The following is a 17,334-nucleotide window of genomic DNA, read 5'->3' as shown; positions in this document are numbered from 1 at the left end:
TGGCAACTTCTCGGCACCATCGAGCCGGGAGCGGCTGCCTCGGGGTTGACACGGTGACGACCACGGCTTTGACTGACCAGGAAGCTGGTTTCACCTCGTTCGACACTGTCTGAGGGGTAGAAATGCGCAGCACATCGTGGGCGGGCCCGGCGCGGCGGTCGGCTGTCGGGCACAGGTTCCACCTGATAGTGGCACTGATCGGTGCGTGCCTCCTCGCGGTCGTGGGGACTCAGACGGTCTCCGGCCACCCGGTGGCAAACGGCGACGGCACCGGCTTCTCGATTCCCTTCTCCGGAGCGCCCGCCTACGAATACGTCGCGCCGACGCAACTGACGAGTCCGGACCAGCTCAATCAGCCACTCGGTCAGGAGTGGGCCGACACGATCGCGGGCCAGATCGGTCTCCACCGGGCCGACGCGCTGAGCGAGCAGCAGTATCTCGACCTCACCTCCGGGGGCGGCGTCGGCGGGAACCTCGACGCGGCCGCGGTGATCGTCGCCTGCGTCGAGATCCTCACCAATACGGTGGGCCGCCCCGTCTACTCCGAGGTCGACGGGCAGAGCGTGACCTCGGTGCTGGGCAGCTACGGGCTGTACGTGAACCCCAGTGGATTGCTGGAGAGCCCGGCCAATGCCGACGCACCGACCCGGCAGGTGAACACCCTCATCGCGCCCGGCGGTTTCGTCGGCAACTGGTTGCGGGACAACGGCGCGCTCCACAGCCTGACCGCGCTCTACCGCTCGGCCTACACGGTCCAGGCCGCGTATGGATTTGCGGCACAGCAGATGTCGGGTGCCGCGCAGCTGGTGACCAACACGAAGGGCGGTGTCAGCGTCGAGGTCGGCATGTCGATGGCGCCGCCGCTGTGGATCGTGAACTTCGCCCTGATCTACATCCTGAACCCCACGCTGGCGGCCGGGATGCCCGCCTACTGGGCCCCGATCCCGCCGCAGGTGGCCGAGGCGATCAAGGCGAGCCCCACCGGCCAGGTGCCGTACCGCGACTACGCGGGCTACTTCGGCTGACGGTCGGGTTCGCGCAGGGGCGCGCCGACGCGATGCAGGTGGACGAGCGCCTCCCGGTAGGACGCGACCAGCCCGGTCTCGTGATACGGGACGCCGATGTCCGCGCAGTAGTCCCGGACGATCACCTGGGCGCGACCCAGATTCGGGGTCGGCATACTCGGGAACAGATGATGCTCGATCTGATAGTTGAGCCCGCCGAGCGCGAGGTCGGTCACGAGGCCACCACGCACGTTGCGGGAGGTCAGGACCTGACGACGGAGAAAGTCGGGACGATCGTCGCCGGTCAGGGTCGGCATGCCCTTGTGGTTCGGGGCGAAGATGCACCCCATGTACAGGCCGAAAAGCCCCTGGTGCACGGCGATGAAGGCGATGGCTTTGTCGGCGGGCAGCACCGCGAAGACCGCGGTCGCGTACCCGGCGAAATGGCCGAACAGCAGCGCACCCTCCATCGCGCGGTGCTTCATCGATCGATTCGCGAGCGCGCGCACGCCGGCCACGTGAAGATTCAAGCCCTCCAGCAGGAGCAGCGGTAAGAACAGGAAGGCCTGCGCCCGGCCGATGAGGCGGGGCAGACCGCGGCTGGAGCGTGCCTGCTGTTGTGACCAGACCAGAATGTCGGGCGCGACATCGGGGTCGAGTTCCTCGTGATTGGGATTGGCGTGATGGCGGGTGTGCTTGTCCTGCCACCAGCCGTAGCCGAGACCGATACCGGCATTGCCGACGACGCGGCCCATCACTTCCGTGGGCTGCCGCAGCCGGAAGACCTGGCGATGGGCGACATCGTGCATGACCAACGCGATCTGCGCGAAGGCAACGGCCAGGAAGACGGCGACCAGCAGGGTCCACCAGGAATCACCGACGAGGAAGAACGCCGCCCACCCGCCGACGAACGCGGTCCCGACGAGGCCGAGCCGGACGGCGTAGTAACCGGGCCGACGGCGCATCAGCCCGGCCTCGGAAATGCGGCGCAGCAGGCGGGCGTAGTCACCGTCGGCGCCACGCCGCGGTGCCGGTGGAGAGGAGGCGGGAACCAGGGAGGACGTCGTCATGATCCCGAAGTTATCGGCGGAATTCTCGCCTCTCGTAATCCTGCGGTATGACAACGAATAGGACTGCGGAGTGATCTTTCGGCTCGTGCCGCAAAATTGCACAGTTCGACAACGTCGCCCCCGAATTTCCTCCCGGACGGGGGATCCGGGAGTAACTTTGCAGCTAACCTGCTTTTCCCTCGGCATGAGTGAGGTTCGATCATGAGGGCACCGCGCACTGTTCCCGCCGTCCTCGCGGCACTGCTGTCGGCGGCAGCCGTATCCGCCGGATGTTCGGTCTCGGTCGGCACCGCCACCGTCGACAAGGAGGCGGTGGCCGAGCAGATCAGCACCCAGCTCGCGAACCAGGTGGGCGAGACCCCGGACCAGGTCACCTGCCCCGAGGACCTGAAGGCCGAGAAGGGCGCGACGATGACCTGCACGCTCACCGAGCAGGGCGCCACCTACGACGTGAAGGTGACGGTCACCTCGGTCGAGGGCGACAACACGAAGTTCGACATCGAGGTCGCCGACACGCCCAACTAGCTCAGTCCGCCGCGTGGTCGGCGGCGCGCCCCGCGACGTAATCGGTCGCCCAGCGGTAGTCGGGTTTGCCGCTGGGGGAGCGGGAGATGGTCTCGGCGACCCAGATCCGTTTGGGCACCTTGTATCCCGCGAGGTGGGCGCGGATGTGGGCGCGCAGAGCGTCGAAGTCCATCGGCACGTCCGGGCCGGTGGCGATCACGGCGGCGACCTGCTGGCCCCACCGCTCGTGGGGGACTCCGACGACGACCGCGTCGTAGACGGCGTCGTGGGCTTTGACGACGGCCTCGACCTCCTCCGGGAACACCTTCTCGCCGCCGGTGTTGATCACCATGTTGCCGCGCCCGATCAGGGTGATCGAGCCGTCGGACTCCGCCCTGGCCCGATCGTCGGTGACCACGACGCGCGCGCCGTCGACCGTCTTGAACAGCCGCGCGGTGCGCTCCGGGTCCTTGTAGTAGCCGAGCGGCACGGCGCCCGTCTTGGCCAGCCAGCCTTCCTCGCCCGGTGCGACCGGTCGCCCGTCCGCGTCGACGACGACCGCGCCTCGGCCGGTCTGGACGCGGGGTCCCCGGGCGGGATTGTCGTCCTTCTGGGCGAAACCGATACCGCCGAAACCGGTTTCGGAGGACCCGATCGAATCCGAGACCATCGTCGACGGGAACTTCTCCAGCAGCGCGTTCTTCACCGGTTGCGACAGCAGCGCCGCGCCGGAGGCGATGACGAGCAGCGAGGACGCGTCCACCGGGGTGTCGTCGAAGGCGTCGATGAGCGGACGGGCCATGGCGTCGCCGGTGATCACCATGACGTGCGGGTGATGGGTGCCGACGGCCCGCCAGATCGCGGCCGGGTCGAAGCGCGGTTCGAACATCACCGCGTTGCCCGACCACAGGGCGGTGAAGGTCGGCATCATCGCCGCCGCGTGGATGAGCGGCGGGAGCACGAACCAGACGGCGGGCACACCCTGCGCGCCGGTTTCGGACTGCTGATACTCGTCGCGCACCGGCTCGCCGGTGTAGAAGTCGACGCCGCCGCCGAGCACCCGCCACATGTCCTCCTGACGCCACATGACGCCCTTGGGCAGGCCGGTGGTGCCGCCGGTGTACATCATGAACAGGTCGTCGCCGGTGCGATGCACCGTGGGGCGGAACGGTTTTCCGGTCTCGATGAGCGCCGTGTACGCGAGCGTGCCACCGGAGGGGGCGCCGACGACGCGGTCGTCGTCGACGCAGATCGACTGCCGGACGGTCGGTGTCCGGGCCAGCGCCGCCTCGACGGCGTCGGCATAGCTCGCGTGGTAGACCAGCACGTCGAGGTCGGCGTTGGCGTAGACGTAGGCCAGTTCGGCCGGCCCGTACCGGTAGTTGATGTTGATCGGGACGGCGCCGAGCTTGAAGCAGGCGATCAACGTCTCCATGGTCTCGATGCTGTTGTGCATCTGGAAGCCGACGTGCGTGCCGCGGCGCACACCTGTCGCGGTCAGCTGATCGGCCAAGCGGTTGGCCCGGATGTCGAGTTCGCGGTAGGTGAGCCGGCGATCGCCCTGGATCAGCGCGACCCGCTCGGGCATGGCGTCGGCGGCGTGCTCGAACAGGTCGGCGAAGTTGTTGGCCATCTCGGGCCCTCTCTGTGCGGTCCGCTCACACGACGGTGAGCGGCAACGGTTTCCCGCGGTCGGCGAAGGCGAAGCCGGCGCCGGTGCTGAAGCGGGTCACGGCCACCTCGGACGCTTCCCGGAACGGCTGCTCGGCCAGCTCGATCTCGGCGGTCCAGCCGTGCTCGTCCACCGCGCCGACCCGCGCGACGAACCGTGGATTGACGCCCCGGATCAGGGCATCGAGGGGGCGTAGATCCGCCGGAGTCAGCAGGGCGGGCCACGCGCCGTCGGCCATGGCCGGACTTGCCGACGGAAAGCGCACGCGCACACCGGAACCCGAGACGGTGATGTCGATGCCGGTGTAGCTCAGCGGGTTCAGGGCGGGATGGACCCGCATCACCGTGGCGAGCGCGTCCGGATCGTCGCCCGGTGCCAGGCAGCGGCCGATCCGTTCGGAGGTGAGTCCGGCGATCCCGGCGAGCTGTTTCCGTCCGATCTCGACCGCTGTCGCCGGGTCGGTGCGTTCCCGGATCGCGATCAGGAAGCCCAGCGTCAGCAGGTGCTGCTGCACGCAGATCTCGTCGGCCAGCCGGCGCAGCGCCGAAGGGGAGAAATCGGTGAAACGCAGATCGCTGAGCAGTGGTCCGGCGTAGTCGGACATGCCCTCCTCGGCCGGGTCGATCGGGGCCAGTTCCAGTCGCGCCGCCGCCGAGTTCGCCACGATCGCGGCATGGCGGGGGACGGCGGGCGGCACATGGGACGGATCGATGACGACCGTCCACGCGCAGACCGGCGTGCGGTCGGCGGGCACCCGGGGCGGCCGGTGGATCGGCCGCACCTGGGCGTGCGGATTGGTGGCCAGCGCCGTCGCGTCGAAGGTGGGGTCCTCGATGTCGTGGCACATGGCGACCACGAATTCCTCGCCCATCGGCTCGACATCGGCCAGCGCGCCACAGTGATCGAGCCAGAACTCCCCGTGATCGTGGTCGTCGACGCGGAAGCGGAAGTCCATGAACTGCGGTGGTGCGCCGATATCGAGTTGCAGCCCTTTGAAGATCGTCTCCACCCCGTCGCCGGTGATGCCCAGCGCGCGCCGCATGCGCCGGGTGTAGACGGGACTGGCCAGCTGCCACTCCTCGATCGCGACCTCGGTCATCCCGGCCCGGCCGAAGGCGGCGATGGTGTGCGCCATGCCGGAGCGGTCGATGAGATGACCGGTCAGCAGCAGCTCCGGGACCAGCGCGGCCAGCTGGTCCCGGGAGAGCTCGTCATATCTGCTCACGGGCGTCACCACAGGGAGGCGGGCGATTCGCCGACGCGGTACCAGCCCGGCAGCGGGTCACCCGACACCGAACGTTCGATGCGTTTCTGCATGCCGGGCGAGAGCGCCCGATCGGTGATCATGTCGAGGAACATCGCGGAGACATTGCCGAAGTCGAAGAAATCGCGCTGCCACGACCACTGGAAGTCGCCACCGTAGCGGAACCAGCTGCCGCCGATGCCCTCGGGCGAGTAGGGGCGCCCGTCGGCGCGGGTACCCTCGTTGATCTGCTTCCAGAACCCGATGACGGTGCCGCTGCGATCGTCGACGACGAACTCCTGATACGGATAGGTCCAGCCCTCGAGCCCGGCCATCTCCTGGCCGAGGGCCAGCTCGCGGATCTCCTCGCGGCCCACCGCCATGAATTCCTGTTTCGGGCCGTAGTTCCAGCCGTAGGTCGCGTCGATGGTGTACATGTCGGCGAGCGGCTTCCAGTCGCCCTTCTCCTCGCACCGCTGGTTCTCCACGACCCAGCGCCGCACCATCTCGTCGAGTTCGGTGCGCTCGAAACCTGCCATCAGTCCGTGCCTTTCGAGGGGGAGTCGGCGTCGTCGGTGATCGACAACGCCCGGGTGGGACACCAGCGGATCGCGGCCTGGACGGCACTGTGTTCCGACGGGGCGGGGGTGGGATCGGTGATCTGGACCGTGCCGCGCTTGGGCACGGTGAAGACCGCGGGTGCCTCGTCCTGGCATACGCCGTGCCCTTGGCACAGGTCCGCGTCGACCACGATTCTCATGACGGACTCCCGCCCTCGGCGGGCAGCGGGCGCAACGGCGCCTCCGGCTGCACCTCGACCAGCACCATGTGGGCGCCGCGCGGCACCGAGACCACCGTGGCGACCGCGTCGGCCAGGTGTTCGGGGCGCAGCATGTACGGATGCCGGGCGAAGCCCCAGTCCTTCCAGTCCTGTAGCAGCGGTCCGACGATTTCGGGGGTGGAGTCCATGCCCATCCCGGTCAGCGTCGGGCCGGGACGCACCAGCGAGGCCCGGATTCCGCTGCCTTCGAGCTCCATGCGCAGCTGTCCGACCATCGCCTCGAGGCCGTTCTTGGCCGCGCTGTACGCGCCGCTGCGGGGACGTGGGTTGTCCGCGCAGTCGGAACTGATCACCACGAGATCGCCGCGGCGCCGGGCCGTCATCCCGGGCAGCACCCGGTGGATCAGGCGTTGCGCGCCGACCAGATGCACCTGCACCTGGTGCAGGAAGCGTTCCGGGTCCATTTCGCCGACCAGCGCGAATTCGATGTCGCCCGCGCCGGAGACGAGGATCTCGGTCGGTCCGAGCGCGCTTTCGGCGGCGGTCACGAACGCGTCCACGGATCCGGGATCGGTGACGTCGAGAGGATGGGCGAAGGCTTCGCCACCGTCGGCGCGGATCTTGGCGGCGAGGTCTTCGCACCGCTGTACCCGGCGCGCGCCGAGGGCGACCGGATGGCCGAGCGCGGCCAGGGCGACGGCCGTCGCGGCGCCGATGCCGGAGGAGGCGCCCGCCACCAGCGCGGGCCTGCGTTCGGGGTTCGGTTCGAATCGGGGCACTAGCGGACCTCTACTGTGATGGGGAGTTTGGCGAAGCCACGGACATTGGTCGAATGCACGCGTTCGATGCCCTGCGGGTCGATCTCGTAGGCGGCCACCCGCCGCGCGAACTCGCCGAGCACGATGCTCGCCTCGAGCCGGGCCAGATGCGCGCCGAGGCAGAAGTGCACGCCCGCACCGAAACTCGCCAGCGTGCCGCCGTCGTTGCGGTCGATCCGGTAGTTGTCGCCGTCGGCGAAGGCCGCCGGATCCCGGTTGGCGGCGCCGATCAGCAACAGCACCTTGGCCCCGGCCGGGATGGTGGTGCCGTGGTACTCGAGGTCGACCGCCGCGGTGCGGGCGACGAGCTGGCTCGAGGTGTCGTAGCGCAGCGTCTCCTCCACCCAGTCCGTGACCAGGTCGGGGTCGGCGGCGACCTTGGCGTACTCGCCGGGGTCGACCCCGGCCCAGTAGAGGGCATTGCCCAGAAGCTTTGTGGTGGTTTCGTTTCCGGCGACGACCATCAGGAACATGAACCCGATGATCTCCTCGTCGGTGAGGGTGTCGTCGTCGATCTCGGCATCGAGCAGGGCCGAGGTGAGGTCGTCCCCGGGGGCGGCCCGGCGCTGGGCGACCAGGTCGGCGTAGTACCCGAACAGTCGGATCGAGGCGTCGATCGCGTCGGCGGGCACATCGAGGACGCCTTCCTCCCGGTGCACCACCAGATCGGCCAGCCGCCGGATCTCGGCGCGGTCCGGTTCCGGGACGCCCATGAGTTCGGAGATGACGTCCATCGGCAGCTTGCCCGCGACGTCGTCGATCCAGTCGAAGCGTCCCCGCGCGAGGGCGGGCTCGAGATGTTCGAGCGTGATCTGCCGGATCCGGTCCTCCATCTCGGCGACCCGTTTCGGCGTGAATCCCTTGTAGACGAGCCTGCGCATACGCATATGCCGGGGATCGTCCATGGCCAGGAACGACATCACCCGATGCGCGTGCGGTCCCCATGCCGCCGGGTCGAGGGAAACGCCGTTGGCGCTGGAGAGCCGAGTGTTGTCGCGGAAAGCCGCGATGACATCGGAATGCCGCGACAGCGCCCAGAAATCGAGATCCGGATTGTGGTAAAGCGGCGCCTCGGTACGCAATCGGTGATACGTCGGATACGGATCCTCGTGGAATCGATAGTCGTACGGATCGAAATACACGGGCTCCACAGCGGCGCTGGTCATCGCGAACACCCCGGTTCCGATCGGCGGTCTCCGACAGCGTCGGGACGGTTGCGACCCGAGAGAGACACGTAGCTGGACATGTGTCTGGACGGTATCACCGACGCGCACCCGGCACAACGGTTTCGCGGACGATCGGGTCTCGAGGGAGGGTGGTCCGCATCGGGGGAGAGTGCCAAAGGCGCTGGTAATGAACATTTTCGAATCAACAGGTCGAGTGCGGCAGCTGCCCGCTCGGCCTCGGCCGAGAGCTGGTCAGCAATCTGGAACAGTGTCTGGAATGTGGTCTAGATCATATGGTACGGTCACCCGCATGGCACGCGTAGACGGCGAAGTCGCACCGGCCGGCGGCGGTGCGATGGGGGCCGGTGGCCTGGAATTCCCCGAGCCGGAACAGGTGGGGGCCGGGCAGATCCTGCGGCGGAATTTCTCGCGCACCGTCCTTTCCAGCGTGGCCACCCTCGGACGCGCATTGCGTATCGGTGCGAGCGCGGTGGCCATCGGCACCGCGGACGCGCTCCGGTGGCGATTCCAGGTCCACGAAACGCTCGCCCAGGCTTGGTTTCTGATCCGGGTCACCGCGGTGCCGAGCATTTTGATGGCCATTCCGTTCGGCGTCATCGTTTCCGCGCAAGTCGGCAATATCGTCTCCGAACTCGGCGCCGATTCGATGATCGGCGCCGCGGGCGGGCTCGGCGTCATCAAGCAGGGCGCGCCGATGGCCACCGCCATGCTGCTCGGCGGGGCGGGCGCCGCCGCCATCGCCGCCGACCTGGGCGCCCGCACCATCCGCGAGGAGGTCGACGCGCTGCGGGTGATGGGGGTCGATCCGGTGCAGCGGCTGGTCGTGCCGCGCATCGCGGCGATGATGCTGGTGGCGCCGCTGCTCAATATCCTCATCATCTTCATCGGCGTCGCGTCCGGCTTCGTGGTCGCGGTGTCGGCGCTGAACGTGACGCCGGGCAGCTACTGGTCCTCGTTCGGCGCCTTCACGACACCGATCGACCTGTGGGTCTCGCTGGTCAAGGCGCTGATCTTCGGCTTCCTGGTCGTGGTCATCGCCTGTCAGCGCGGGCTCGAGGCCACGGGTGGGCCGCGTGGCGTGGCCGACGGTGTCAATGCCGCGGTCGTGATGTCCATCGCGGCGGCCGTCGTCCTGAACACCGTGATCACCCAGGTGGTCACCATGTTCTTCCCGGTCAGGATGGCGTGATGACGGCGGCTCCGTACCATCCCCCCGGGCTGCGCTGGGTCGGACGCCTGCGGCGCGGCCGATGGCACCCGCTCGGCCCGGTCGACGCCCTGGGGTTCGTCCTCGGATTCGCCTGGCAGGTCATCTCTTCGGTCCCGTACACCCTGCTGCGCTACCGCCGTCAGACCGTCACCATGGTGACGGATATGACCTGGGGCCGCGGCTCGGTGATCATCGGCGGCGGGGTGGTGCCGCTGATGCTGCTGCTCGGCGCGGCCATGGGCGCCTCCATCGGGATCGAGGCCTTCAGCGCGCTGAATCTGCTGTCGCTGGGCCAGCTCAGTGGCCTGATCTCGGCTTTCGGCGTGACCCGTGAACTCGCGCCGATCGCGGCCGGGATCGGCTTCGCGGCGCAGGCCGGGTGCCGGATGACCGCCGAGATCGGGTCCATGCGCATCGCCGAGGAGATCGACGCGCTCGAATCGCTCGGCATCCGGTCGGTGCCGTTCGTGGTGACCACCCGGGTGATCGCCGGGATCATCGCGGTGGCACCGGCTTTCGTCGTCGCGCTGATCCTGAGCTATACCTCGTGCGCGCTGATCGTCACCACGATCCACGGCACTCCGTCGGGGACCTACGACCACTACTTCGACCAATTCGTGGTGGGCTGGGACGTGTTCGCCGCGACCGTGAAGGTGATGGTGTTCGCCGTGGCTGTCGTGCTGATCCATTGCTACCAGGGCTATTTCGCCACCGGTGGCCCCGAGGGTGTCGGTATCGGCTCGGGTCGCGCGATTCGCGCCAGCCTGGTGGCGATCATCGCCCTCGACATGGTCGCGACCATTCTGCTGTGGGGATTCCAGTCTCCCGTGACCTTCACCGGGTGATGCGATGCCTGCCTACACACTGCCCGGAACCGACGTCGGGCCGCGGCGTGCTCGTCTGCTCGGCGCGCTCGCTGTCGTCGTCGCGCTGCTCGCCCTCGCCGCCTGGCAGGCCCTGCCCGGCGACCGGCCCGACGACGAGATCCGGGTGGCGCTGCTGGTCGGCCGGGTGGGTGCCGGTGTCGGACCGGGGACCGAGGTGCGGCTCGACGGTGTGCGGGTCGGGTCCGTCGAGGCGATCGACTTCGCGGGCTACGGACAGCAGCGAATCACGCTGGCTCTTCGGCATTCTCAGCTGTTCGGCCTCTCGGATGCGCTGAGCGTCGACTACGCGCCGGGCAATCTCTTCGGCATCAGCGCCCTGGAACTGCACTCCGGCACCGGCGGCGCCGCCCTGATCGAGGGCGCGACGGTCGACCTGACCGGCCGCGCGGCCGAGCGGGTCGTCGACGCCACCCTCTCGGCTCTGCTGACCGCCACCGGCACGCTCACCGACGAGGTGCTGACGTCCCGGCTCGCCGAGCTGCTCGCCACGATCTCCCGTGAACTCGCCGCGTTCAGCCCGCTGCTGGAGGCCATCGGCGCGACCGCGCGGTCCTTCGCCGACACCCAGCAGCTGCCACCGTCGCAGCTGTTCGCGCAGTTCGGCTCGGCACTCACCGGGCTCCCACCGATGCTGACCGGCAGCCTGACACTGCTCTACGCCGACTACACCAACGAATACCTCAGCACGCCGGACCATCTCGCGAAGTTCGGCCGGATGTTCTCCGACATCCAGTACCGGCTGCTGCCGACCGTCACCGAGTTGCTCGGTACCTCGCGGCAGTATTTCGGCGGGCTGCTGCCGATGCTCGGCCTCGTCCTGGACCAGCTGACCGGCTCGATCAGCGCGCCGGAACGATCCGGGCAGCAGTTGGGTGAGCTGCTCGACCGGCTCGGCGCCGCGTTCGTCGACACCCCGCAGGGGCCTGTGCTGCGCGCCGCGGTCGACCTCGACGTGGTGCCGGGGCTGGCCGGGCCGCTGGCCGCCCTGCTGCCGGGAGGCCGCTGATGACGACCCGGTCTCTGCTGCTGCGGGTGCTCCTGGCGACCATATCGATGGGCCTGGTGCTCGTCGGGGTGCTCCGGGTGATCGAGCGCCCGGTCGACGGCGAAACCTTCACCTACACAGCATTGTTCACCGACGCGAACGGGCTGCGCCACGGTGACGACGTGCGGCTGCACGGCGTGCAGGTCGGCAAGGTCGACGAGGTCGAGCTGGACGGCGCGCTGGCCCGGGTTCGGTTCACCGTCGTCCGGGACCACCTGCCCGACGCGGGCGCCACGATCGCGATCCGCTACCAGAATCTCACCGGATTCCGGTACCTGGAGGTCCGCCCACCCGAGGTCCCCGGCCGTCCGCGCGATCCGGGCGCGGTCTTCGGGACCGCGGAGACGGTGCCCGACTTCGACATCACCCGATTGTTCAAGGGCCTGCAACCCGTCCTGGCCGAGCTGTCGCCGGACGATCTGAACCGGTTCGCGACCAGCATTCTGGCCGTGATCCAGGGCGACGGCACGGGGGTGGGCCAGGCGCTGGGCGCCATCGACACCCTGAGCCGCTACGCCTCCGACCGGCAGGCCGTCCTGTCGACCCTGGCCGCGAACCTCGCGCAGGTCGCCGATCACCTCGGCGGGAAGTCGGGCAACGCGATGCGGCTGCTGACCAATCTGACCAACCTGTTCGTCACCATCACCGAGAAACTGCCCGGCCTGGTCGATTTCGCCGCCGGCATCCCGGTGGTGCTGCAGCCGCTGCGGAGCATGCTCACCGTGCTCGGGGTCACCGGCGAACGGGACCGCGATCTCGACGCCGCCCTGCGTCGTGCCTTCCCCGACCCGGACGACGCGGTGGCCGCGTTCGCGGACCTGCCCGGGCTGATCCAGGCGATGGCGCAGGCCGTTCCGCAGACCGGGCCCGGTCTGGTGTGCAGCCACGGCACCGCGGAGGTGCCGGAACCGCTGCGGGTGCTGCTGACCGGGCAGGGGGTGGTGTTGTGCCGTCGATGACGATGCGCCGGTTGGGTTTGCGGCGCCGCGCGCACGACGATCGAACCGCCGATCTGCGCTGGGGGATCGGCGGGCTGTGCGCGGCGGTGCTGCTGCTGATCGCGATCGGCGCGGTGTATGTCACCGGGACCTCGCCCGAGCGGACCTATACCGCCGAGCTGGCACAGGCGGGCGCGGTCCGGCCGGGCGACGATGTGCGCATCGCCGGCATCCCGGTCGGCAAGGTCAGCGCGCTGACCCTGCTCGCGGACCGGGTCCGGATGGATTTCACGGTCGACGCGGACGCGTTCCTCGGCGATCAGACCACCCTCGACATCCGCATGCTGACCTTCGTCGGCGGCTACTACGTCGCCGTCCTGCCCGCCGGAACGCGACCGCTCGGCGCGGCCGTCATCCCCCGGGAGCGAGTCATCGTGCCCTACAACCTGACCCAGGCGTTCCAGGACGCGATCGAGCCGGTGCGCCGGATCGACGGCGGCGTCGTCCGCCAGGACCTGGGGGCGTTGTCCACCGCGCTCGAGCGGAGCCCGGAGGCCGTGCGCGCGGCGGTGCGGGCCGCCGGTGATGTGGTCGAGATCCTGAACGAACAGAACGCCGACATCTCCCGGACCCTGGCCATCGCCGACGAGTACCTGACCGCGCTCGACACCAACGCCGACGTGCTGGCGCGACTGCTGACGACCCTGGGCACGCTCGAGCAGATCATCCAGACCAACAAGGTGCAGGTGGCCCAATCCCTGCGTGACCTCGCCGTGGTGCTGGGGGATCTGACTCCGTTGGGTCGTGCCTGGGACGCCTCGCTGAAGCAGCGCGCGCAACCGCTCGCCGACGCGATTCCCTCGCTCGAACAGCTCGGCGGGCGGCTCGGTGCGCTGCTGGATGCCGTGCGCTCGCTCCAGGAACTGCTGGCGCCACTGCTGCCCGAGGGCGGGGGGATCGCGATCGACCACTCCGGCGCCACCCTTCCGGCCGTGTGTATTCCGCTCCCGGGAGGCGCGTGTTGACGAAGTCGATCCTGGGGTCACGGGGACTGATGTCGGCCGCGGTGGTGGTCGTCGTGGTGCTGGCGGGCGCCCTCGGTCTGCGCCTGAGCACCCCGAACCCGCCGATGCGCGCCTATTGCGCCGACATGCCCGACAGCATCGGCCTCTACGAGGGCAGTGCCGTGACCGTTCTCGGTGTGCCCGTCGGTCGCGTCACCGGGATCAGTGTCGTCGGGGCGTCGGCACGGGTCGAGTTCACCGTGCGGGCCGATCGCAGGCTGCCGCTCGAGGTGGGGGCGGTGACGGTCAGCGACACCCTGATCGCCGACCGGCGGCTCGCCCTCATCGGCGACGAACCGGCAGGGCCCGGTCTGTCCCCGGGCACGTGCATCACGAAAACCCTGACACCCAAAAGCCTCTCGCAGACCTTCGACGCCCTGGCCGGTCTGGCCGATCAGCTCGACGGCGCCGGCGATCCCGCCCAGCGCACCGCGGTCGGCGCCGGACTCGACGCGCTCGATCGCGCCACCGCGGGTACCGGCGACCAGATCAACGACATGATCCTCGCGCTGAGCCGGGCGCTGTCGGCACCCGACGCCGCCATCGGGCACATCGGCGAGCTCCTCGACGCCCTCAGCGCCCTCGCCCAGCGCGCGCGGCACGGCTGGGCACAGGTGGAGACCACGGTGTCGGGCCTGCCGCAGACCTTCGACGACATCGTCACCATCGCCTTCCCGCCCATCATCCAGATCGTCGCCACGCTGGCCGAGCTGCTGCCCCAGCTCAACGATGTGGTCATGATGTTCGGCTCGCCCGCGCTGCGCGCGGTGGACTCCGTGCCCGAGCTGTCCCGGATGATCGCGGCGGGTGTCTCCTCGCTCGCCGACGTGATCGCGAAGACGCCCGTGCTCGCCACCGGATTCGCGGGCGCGATCGATCCGGTCAGCGGACAGCTCACCATCGGCTACGCGCCACCGAAACTCGCACTGGCCCAGCTGGACTCGGCGCGAATCTGCGCCGCGGTGCAGGCCGTCACCGGGCAGGTCTGTGCGACGTCGGCCGATGGCACGGTGACGATACCGGCACTGCCGGTCCTACTCGCGGGGGTGAGCACACGATGAGACGAGTTCTCGGCGGTCTGCTGGCAGTGGGGATGACCCTCGCCGGCACCGGATGCGGGTTCCAGCCCGCCGACCTGCCGGTGCCAGGCACCGGTGTCGGCGGCCCGGCCTATCACCTGCGGATCGAGTTCGCCGATGTGCTGAACCTGCCGCAGGGCGCCGAGGTGATCGCCGCCGGCGTCCGGGTCGGCAGGCTGACCGGGGTCACCCTGGTCGACCCGGTGGCCGTCGCCCCGGAGCGGCCGGCCCGGCCCGGGTACGCGGTCGCCGACGTCGAGATCCGCCGATCGGTGCGGCTGCCGGTGGGCACCACCGCCGTCCTGCGCCAGGAAACACCGCTCGGCGACGTCCACATCGCGCTGAGCGAGCCGAGCACCGGCACCGCGGGCACGCTGGCCGACGGTGCGACCATCCCGCTCGCCGATACCACCCAGTCGCCGCCGATCGAGGACATCCTGGCCGGACTGTCGAGCTTCCTCGGCAGCGGCGCGGTCACCGATTTCCAGACCATCCTGCGCACCGCCAACGGGCTCCTGCCCGAGAACCCGCGCGACACCGCCCGCATCGCCGGTGTCCTCGGTGCCGACCTGTCGGATCTGGGCGCGCACCTCGACTCGGTCGACGCCCTGCTCGACGGCATGGAAGCCACGGTCGAGGACGGCCTGCGCCAGAACCTGCCGATGCTCGACGAACTCCTCACGCCCTACGGCGTCGACCACACCACCGACGCGGTCAACGCCCAGATCGGCGTCATCTTCGTGCTCACCGCGCTCGGCCCGGTCGCCCCCAGCGCGCAATGGCTCGGGCCGCTGCTGTCCTCACTCGACGACACCACCAGGGCCGTGGTGCCCGTGCTGTTCGGTAGCAGCCCCCTCGATACCGCGGCACCGTCGAATATGAAGACCCTCGTCGACTTGATCAACACCGACCTGGCCCCGTTCGCGGCCCGCGGCCCGAAGGTGGACCTGGTCGAGGTCGGCCTCACCGGCCCGACCGCGATCCCGCAGGCGGAACGCACCGGGCGCATCGTCGACACCCTGCGGATGATCGGGGCGGTGCGATGAATCTCCGTGCGGCGGTGTCCCTGTCGGCGATCGCGGTGGTCCTGATCCTCGGCGTCGGCTACATGTCGGTGGGCGTGCTCGGTATCGACCCCCGGCGGGAGTTCCTCACCGCCGAGATGAACCTGGACAGCGCGAGTGGGCTGGCGACGAACGCGCCGGTGCTGTTGGCCGGTGTCCGGGTCGGCCGGGTCGAGTCGGTGCGCAAACAGGCCACCGGGGTGCGGGTGGGATTGCGGATCGACCGCAGCGCGCGGATCCCGCTGTCGAGTACCGTCCGGATCGAGCAGTTGTCGGCGCTGGGGGAGCCCTACCTGGCGTTCGTGCCGGAATCCGGTGCCGGGCCGTATCTCGAAGACGGACAGCAGATTCCGGCGCACCGGATCCACCTGCCGATGACCGTCACCGCCCTGTCCGCGAAGCTGGTCGAACTGCTCGCACAGATCCGGCCGGACGCGATCGCGCACCTGGTGGACACTGTCGAGCGCGCGCTCGCGGGCACCGAGGCGGCGCGGCAGACACTGCGACGATCCTCGAACCTGCTCGCCGCGACACTGCTCAGCCGCACCGACCTCATCCGGGCGCTGTTCGCCGACATCCAGGCGCTCGGCGGCGACATGGACTGGCTGGGGCCGTCCTTGGGCGCCGCGGGCCCGAAGTTCGGCGAGTTCGGCGTCACCCTGAGCGCCATCGTCGAGTCGGGATCGGCGCTCGTCGAGAGCCGTCCGCTGGACGACTACGTCACCGGAGACGGGCTGGTCCCGTTCCTCGCCCGGCTCACCGCGCTGATCACCGAGATCGGGCCGAGCATCGAACCCCTGGGGCAGATACTCGGCCCGGTGGTGACCGACGCCGTGCGGCGCGCGCCCGCGATCGACATCGGCACCCTGATCGACCAGGCCCTGCAGAGCGTGGGCCCCGACGGCACGGTGCACTTCCGCATCGCCGTCAAATAGCGACGAAGGACGGCACATGAGCACAGCGACAGCGGACGCCACCACGACCGACAGCGATCGGCCGGAGCCGCGCACGGTCTCGCTGCGGCTCTCGAGCGTCCTGGCCGCCGTCGCGATCGGGATCCTCGCCGTCGCGACGATCACCTTCGCCGCGCTGTACTTCGCCGCGAGGTCGACGATCGCCGACCGCGACGCCCGCGCGGCCGACGACCGGCACGCCGAACGGATCGCGACGGACTACGGCGCCGGCGCGTCGACGATCGACTATCGCGACGTCGCGGCCTGGTTCGGCCGGCTGCGCGCCGGCACCGCGCCCACGCTGAGCGCGAAGTTCGACGCCACCGCGCCGCAGCTCGAACAGATCCTGCTGCCGCTGCAATGGACCTCCACCGCGACCCCGCTCTCGGCGTCGGTGATCTCGGAATCCGGCGGAATCTACAAGGTGAACGCGTACTTCACGGTGGTCTCCACGAGCGCCCAGAATCCCGGCGGCGCGACGACCACCGTCACCTATTCGGTGACCATCGACCGGAACGCGGGCTGGACGATCACCGAGGTGGGCGGACTGCAGAACTCCCTGCCGACGAAGAAGTAGCGTGTTCAGTAGGCGATGAAGAGGATCTCGTCGCGCGTGTAGTCGTGATCGGGGTGGTTCGCGGCCAGGTGCGCCTGGGTCTGGGCGACCAGGTCGTCCTCGTTGTCGGCGTTGATCTGGGTACCGCAGGGGCAGTTGAGGCGAGTCTTCATCAGGGTGTCTCCTGTGCCGGTCACTGTCCGGCGATCTGCTGGACAGTAGTCCGGAGTGTATTCCAATCGCTGTGTTAGCGTGAGTC

At 69.3% G+C, this 17,334-nt stretch carries 19 protein-coding genes; 11 read left to right on the top strand and 8 right to left on the bottom strand.

What is annotated here, in order from left to right; all coding sequences use genetic code 11:
• The first annotated feature begins 122 nt into the window (after nucleotides 1-122).
• Nucleotides 123-1,025, top strand: coding sequence for a hypothetical protein (locus ACFVW6_RS17740; protein ID WP_378828754.1), 903 nt, complete (start codon nucleotides 123-125; stop codon nucleotides 1,023-1,025).
• On the opposite strand, the gene ACFVW6_RS17735 is transcribed toward ACFVW6_RS17740, so the two are convergent.
• Entirely contained in the window at nucleotides 1,013-2,074 is a 1,062-nt protein-coding gene (locus ACFVW6_RS17735; RefSeq protein ID WP_378828751.1) for a fatty acid desaturase family protein, read from the bottom strand. The two genes, ACFVW6_RS17740 and ACFVW6_RS17735, sit on opposite strands and share 13 nt — an antisense overlap.
• 201 nt (nucleotides 2,075-2,275) lie before the next feature.
• Between ACFVW6_RS17735 and ACFVW6_RS17730 the strand changes: the two genes are divergently transcribed.
• Nucleotides 2,276-2,599, top strand: coding sequence for a DUF4333 domain-containing protein (locus ACFVW6_RS17730; protein ID WP_355272541.1), 324 nt, complete (start codon nucleotides 2,276-2,278; stop codon nucleotides 2,597-2,599).
• Nucleotide 2,600: 1 nt separating this feature from the next.
• On the opposite strand, the gene ACFVW6_RS17725 is transcribed toward ACFVW6_RS17730, so the two are convergent.
• Genes ACFVW6_RS17725 through ACFVW6_RS17700 form a run of 6 tightly spaced genes read right to left on the bottom strand, consistent with a single transcriptional unit; the run spans nucleotide 2,601 to nucleotide 8,258 of the window.
• A complete protein-coding gene (locus ACFVW6_RS17725; RefSeq protein WP_378828749.1) occupies nucleotides 2,601-4,211 on the bottom strand; it encodes an acyl-CoA synthetase in 1,611 nt (536 codons plus the stop codon).
• Nucleotides 4,212-4,236: 25 nt separating this feature from the next.
• Nucleotides 4,237-5,487 carry a hypothetical protein gene (locus ACFVW6_RS17720; protein ID WP_378828747.1) on the bottom strand — a complete coding sequence of 417 codons (1,251 nt, stop codon included), beginning with the start codon at nucleotides 5,485-5,487 and terminating at the stop codon, nucleotides 4,237-4,239.
• A complete protein-coding gene (locus tag ACFVW6_RS17715; RefSeq protein WP_378828744.1) occupies nucleotides 5,481-6,032 on the bottom strand; it encodes a nuclear transport factor 2 family protein in 552 nt (183 codons plus the stop codon). The genes ACFVW6_RS17720 and ACFVW6_RS17715 overlap by 7 nt, the downstream gene beginning before the upstream one ends.
• Nucleotides 6,032-6,253 carry a ferredoxin gene (locus ACFVW6_RS17710; RefSeq protein WP_378828742.1) on the bottom strand — a complete coding sequence of 74 codons (222 nt, stop codon included), beginning with the start codon at nucleotides 6,251-6,253 and terminating at the stop codon, nucleotides 6,032-6,034. Before ACFVW6_RS17710 ends, ACFVW6_RS17715 begins: the two co-directional genes overlap by 1 nt.
• Nucleotides 6,250-7,053 (bottom strand): SDR family oxidoreductase, encoded by an 804-nt coding sequence (locus ACFVW6_RS17705; protein WP_378828740.1) that lies wholly within the window; start codon nucleotides 7,051-7,053, stop codon nucleotides 6,250-6,252. Before ACFVW6_RS17705 ends, ACFVW6_RS17710 begins: the two co-directional genes overlap by 4 nt.
• A complete protein-coding gene (locus ACFVW6_RS17700) occupies nucleotides 7,053-8,258 on the bottom strand; it encodes a cytochrome P450 (protein ID WP_378828737.1) in 1,206 nt (401 codons plus the stop codon). Before ACFVW6_RS17700 ends, ACFVW6_RS17705 begins: the two co-directional genes overlap by 1 nt.
• Before the next feature lie 355 nt (nucleotides 8,259-8,613).
• Here ACFVW6_RS17700 and ACFVW6_RS17695 point away from each other — a divergent pair, with 355 nt between their 5' ends.
• From ACFVW6_RS17695 to ACFVW6_RS17655, 9 genes are read left to right on the top strand one after another with little or no spacing between them, the layout of a single operon-like run.
• Complete coding sequence (locus ACFVW6_RS17695; RefSeq protein WP_378829417.1) at nucleotides 8,614-9,468, top strand: MlaE family ABC transporter permease; 855 nt, start codon at nucleotides 8,614-8,616, stop codon at nucleotides 9,466-9,468.
• Complete coding sequence (locus tag ACFVW6_RS17690) at nucleotides 9,468-10,334, top strand: ABC transporter permease (protein ID WP_378828735.1); 867 nt, start codon at nucleotides 9,468-9,470, stop codon at nucleotides 10,332-10,334. Before ACFVW6_RS17695 ends, ACFVW6_RS17690 begins: the two co-directional genes overlap by 1 nt.
• A 4-nt stretch (nucleotides 10,335-10,338) precedes the next feature.
• The gene (locus tag ACFVW6_RS17685; RefSeq protein ID WP_378828732.1) at nucleotides 10,339-11,382 is read left to right on the top strand and encodes an MlaD family protein; all 1,044 of its coding nucleotides are present in this window, start codon (nucleotides 10,339-10,341) and stop codon (nucleotides 11,380-11,382) included.
• Nucleotides 11,382-12,380 carry an MlaD family protein gene (locus ACFVW6_RS17680; protein ID WP_378828730.1) on the top strand — a complete coding sequence of 333 codons (999 nt, stop codon included), beginning with the start codon at nucleotides 11,382-11,384 and terminating at the stop codon, nucleotides 12,378-12,380. Before ACFVW6_RS17685 ends, ACFVW6_RS17680 begins: the two co-directional genes overlap by 1 nt.
• An 11-nt stretch (nucleotides 12,381-12,391) precedes the next feature.
• The gene (locus ACFVW6_RS17675; protein WP_387792110.1) at nucleotides 12,392-13,384 is read left to right on the top strand and encodes an MlaD family protein; all 993 of its coding nucleotides are present in this window, start codon (nucleotides 12,392-12,394) and stop codon (nucleotides 13,382-13,384) included.
• Nucleotides 13,381-14,484: an MlaD family protein gene (locus ACFVW6_RS17670; RefSeq protein WP_378828726.1), complete on the top strand. Its 1,104-nt coding sequence runs from the start codon at nucleotides 13,381-13,383 to the stop codon at nucleotides 14,482-14,484. The genes ACFVW6_RS17675 and ACFVW6_RS17670 overlap by 4 nt, the downstream gene beginning before the upstream one ends.
• Nucleotides 14,481-15,548 (top strand): MlaD family protein, encoded by a 1,068-nt coding sequence (locus ACFVW6_RS17665; RefSeq protein WP_378828724.1) that lies wholly within the window; start codon nucleotides 14,481-14,483, stop codon nucleotides 15,546-15,548. The genes ACFVW6_RS17670 and ACFVW6_RS17665 overlap by 4 nt, the downstream gene beginning before the upstream one ends.
• A complete protein-coding gene (locus tag ACFVW6_RS17660) occupies nucleotides 15,545-16,501 on the top strand; it encodes an MlaD family protein (protein ID WP_378828721.1) in 957 nt (318 codons plus the stop codon). The genes ACFVW6_RS17665 and ACFVW6_RS17660 overlap by 4 nt, the downstream gene beginning before the upstream one ends.
• A gap of 16 nt (nucleotides 16,502-16,517) precedes the next feature.
• Nucleotides 16,518-17,096: a hypothetical protein gene (locus tag ACFVW6_RS17655; RefSeq protein WP_378828719.1), complete on the top strand. Its 579-nt coding sequence runs from the start codon at nucleotides 16,518-16,520 to the stop codon at nucleotides 17,094-17,096.
• A gap of 5 nt (nucleotides 17,097-17,101) precedes the next feature.
• On the opposite strand, the gene ACFVW6_RS17650 is transcribed toward ACFVW6_RS17655, so the two are convergent.
• Nucleotides 17,102-17,248, bottom strand: coding sequence for a DUF1059 domain-containing protein (locus tag ACFVW6_RS17650; RefSeq protein WP_355272539.1), 147 nt, complete (start codon nucleotides 17,246-17,248; stop codon nucleotides 17,102-17,104).
• Between the last annotated feature and the right edge of the window lie 86 nt (nucleotides 17,249-17,334).

The sequence above is a fragment of the Nocardia sp. NPDC058244 genome, from assembly GCF_042882065.1.
Taxonomy (GTDB): domain Bacteria; phylum Actinomycetota; class Actinomycetes; order Mycobacteriales; family Mycobacteriaceae; genus Nocardia.
This window is presented reverse-complemented; position numbering and strand designations above follow the sequence as displayed.

Bases quoted from the DNA above. Each gene is read 5' to 3' on its own strand.
- ACFVW6_RS17690 (WP_378828735.1), top strand. From the start codon at position 9,468: ATGACGGCGGCTCCGTACCATCCCCCCGGGCTGCGCTGGGTCGGACGC.
- ACFVW6_RS17715 (WP_378828744.1), bottom strand. From the start codon at position 6,032: ATGGCAGGTTTCGAGCGCACCGAACTCGACGAGATGGTGCGGCGCTGG.
- ACFVW6_RS17660 (WP_378828721.1), top strand. From the start codon at position 15,545: ATGAATCTCCGTGCGGCGGTGTCCCTGTCGGCGATCGCGGTGGTCCTG.
- ACFVW6_RS17680 (WP_378828730.1), top strand. From the start codon at position 11,382: ATGACGACCCGGTCTCTGCTGCTGCGGGTGCTCCTGGCGACCATATCG.
- ACFVW6_RS17735 (WP_378828751.1), bottom strand. From the start codon at position 2,074: ATGACGACGTCCTCCCTGGTTCCCGCCTCCTCTCCACCGGCACCGCGG.
- ACFVW6_RS17730 (WP_355272541.1), top strand. From the start codon at position 2,276: ATGAGGGCACCGCGCACTGTTCCCGCCGTCCTCGCGGCACTGCTGTCG.
- ACFVW6_RS17685 (WP_378828732.1), top strand. From the start codon at position 10,339: ATGCCTGCCTACACACTGCCCGGAACCGACGTCGGGCCGCGGCGTGCT.
- ACFVW6_RS17725 (WP_378828749.1), bottom strand. From the start codon at position 4,211: ATGGCCAACAACTTCGCCGACCTGTTCGAGCACGCCGCCGACGCCATG.
- ACFVW6_RS17695 (WP_378829417.1), top strand. From the start codon at position 8,614: ATGGGGGCCGGTGGCCTGGAATTCCCCGAGCCGGAACAGGTGGGGGCC.
- ACFVW6_RS17710 (WP_378828742.1), bottom strand. From the start codon at position 6,253: ATGAGAATCGTGGTCGACGCGGACCTGTGCCAAGGGCACGGCGTATGC.
- ACFVW6_RS17650 (WP_355272539.1), bottom strand. From the start codon at position 17,248: ATGAAGACTCGCCTCAACTGCCCCTGCGGTACCCAGATCAACGCCGAC.
- ACFVW6_RS17665 (WP_378828724.1), top strand. From the start codon at position 14,481: ATGAGACGAGTTCTCGGCGGTCTGCTGGCAGTGGGGATGACCCTCGCC.
- ACFVW6_RS17700 (WP_378828737.1), bottom strand. From the start codon at position 8,258: ATGACCAGCGCCGCTGTGGAGCCCGTGTATTTCGATCCGTACGACTAT.
- ACFVW6_RS17740 (WP_378828754.1), top strand. From the start codon at position 123: ATGCGCAGCACATCGTGGGCGGGCCCGGCGCGGCGGTCGGCTGTCGGG.
- ACFVW6_RS17655 (WP_378828719.1), top strand. From the start codon at position 16,518: ATGAGCACAGCGACAGCGGACGCCACCACGACCGACAGCGATCGGCCG.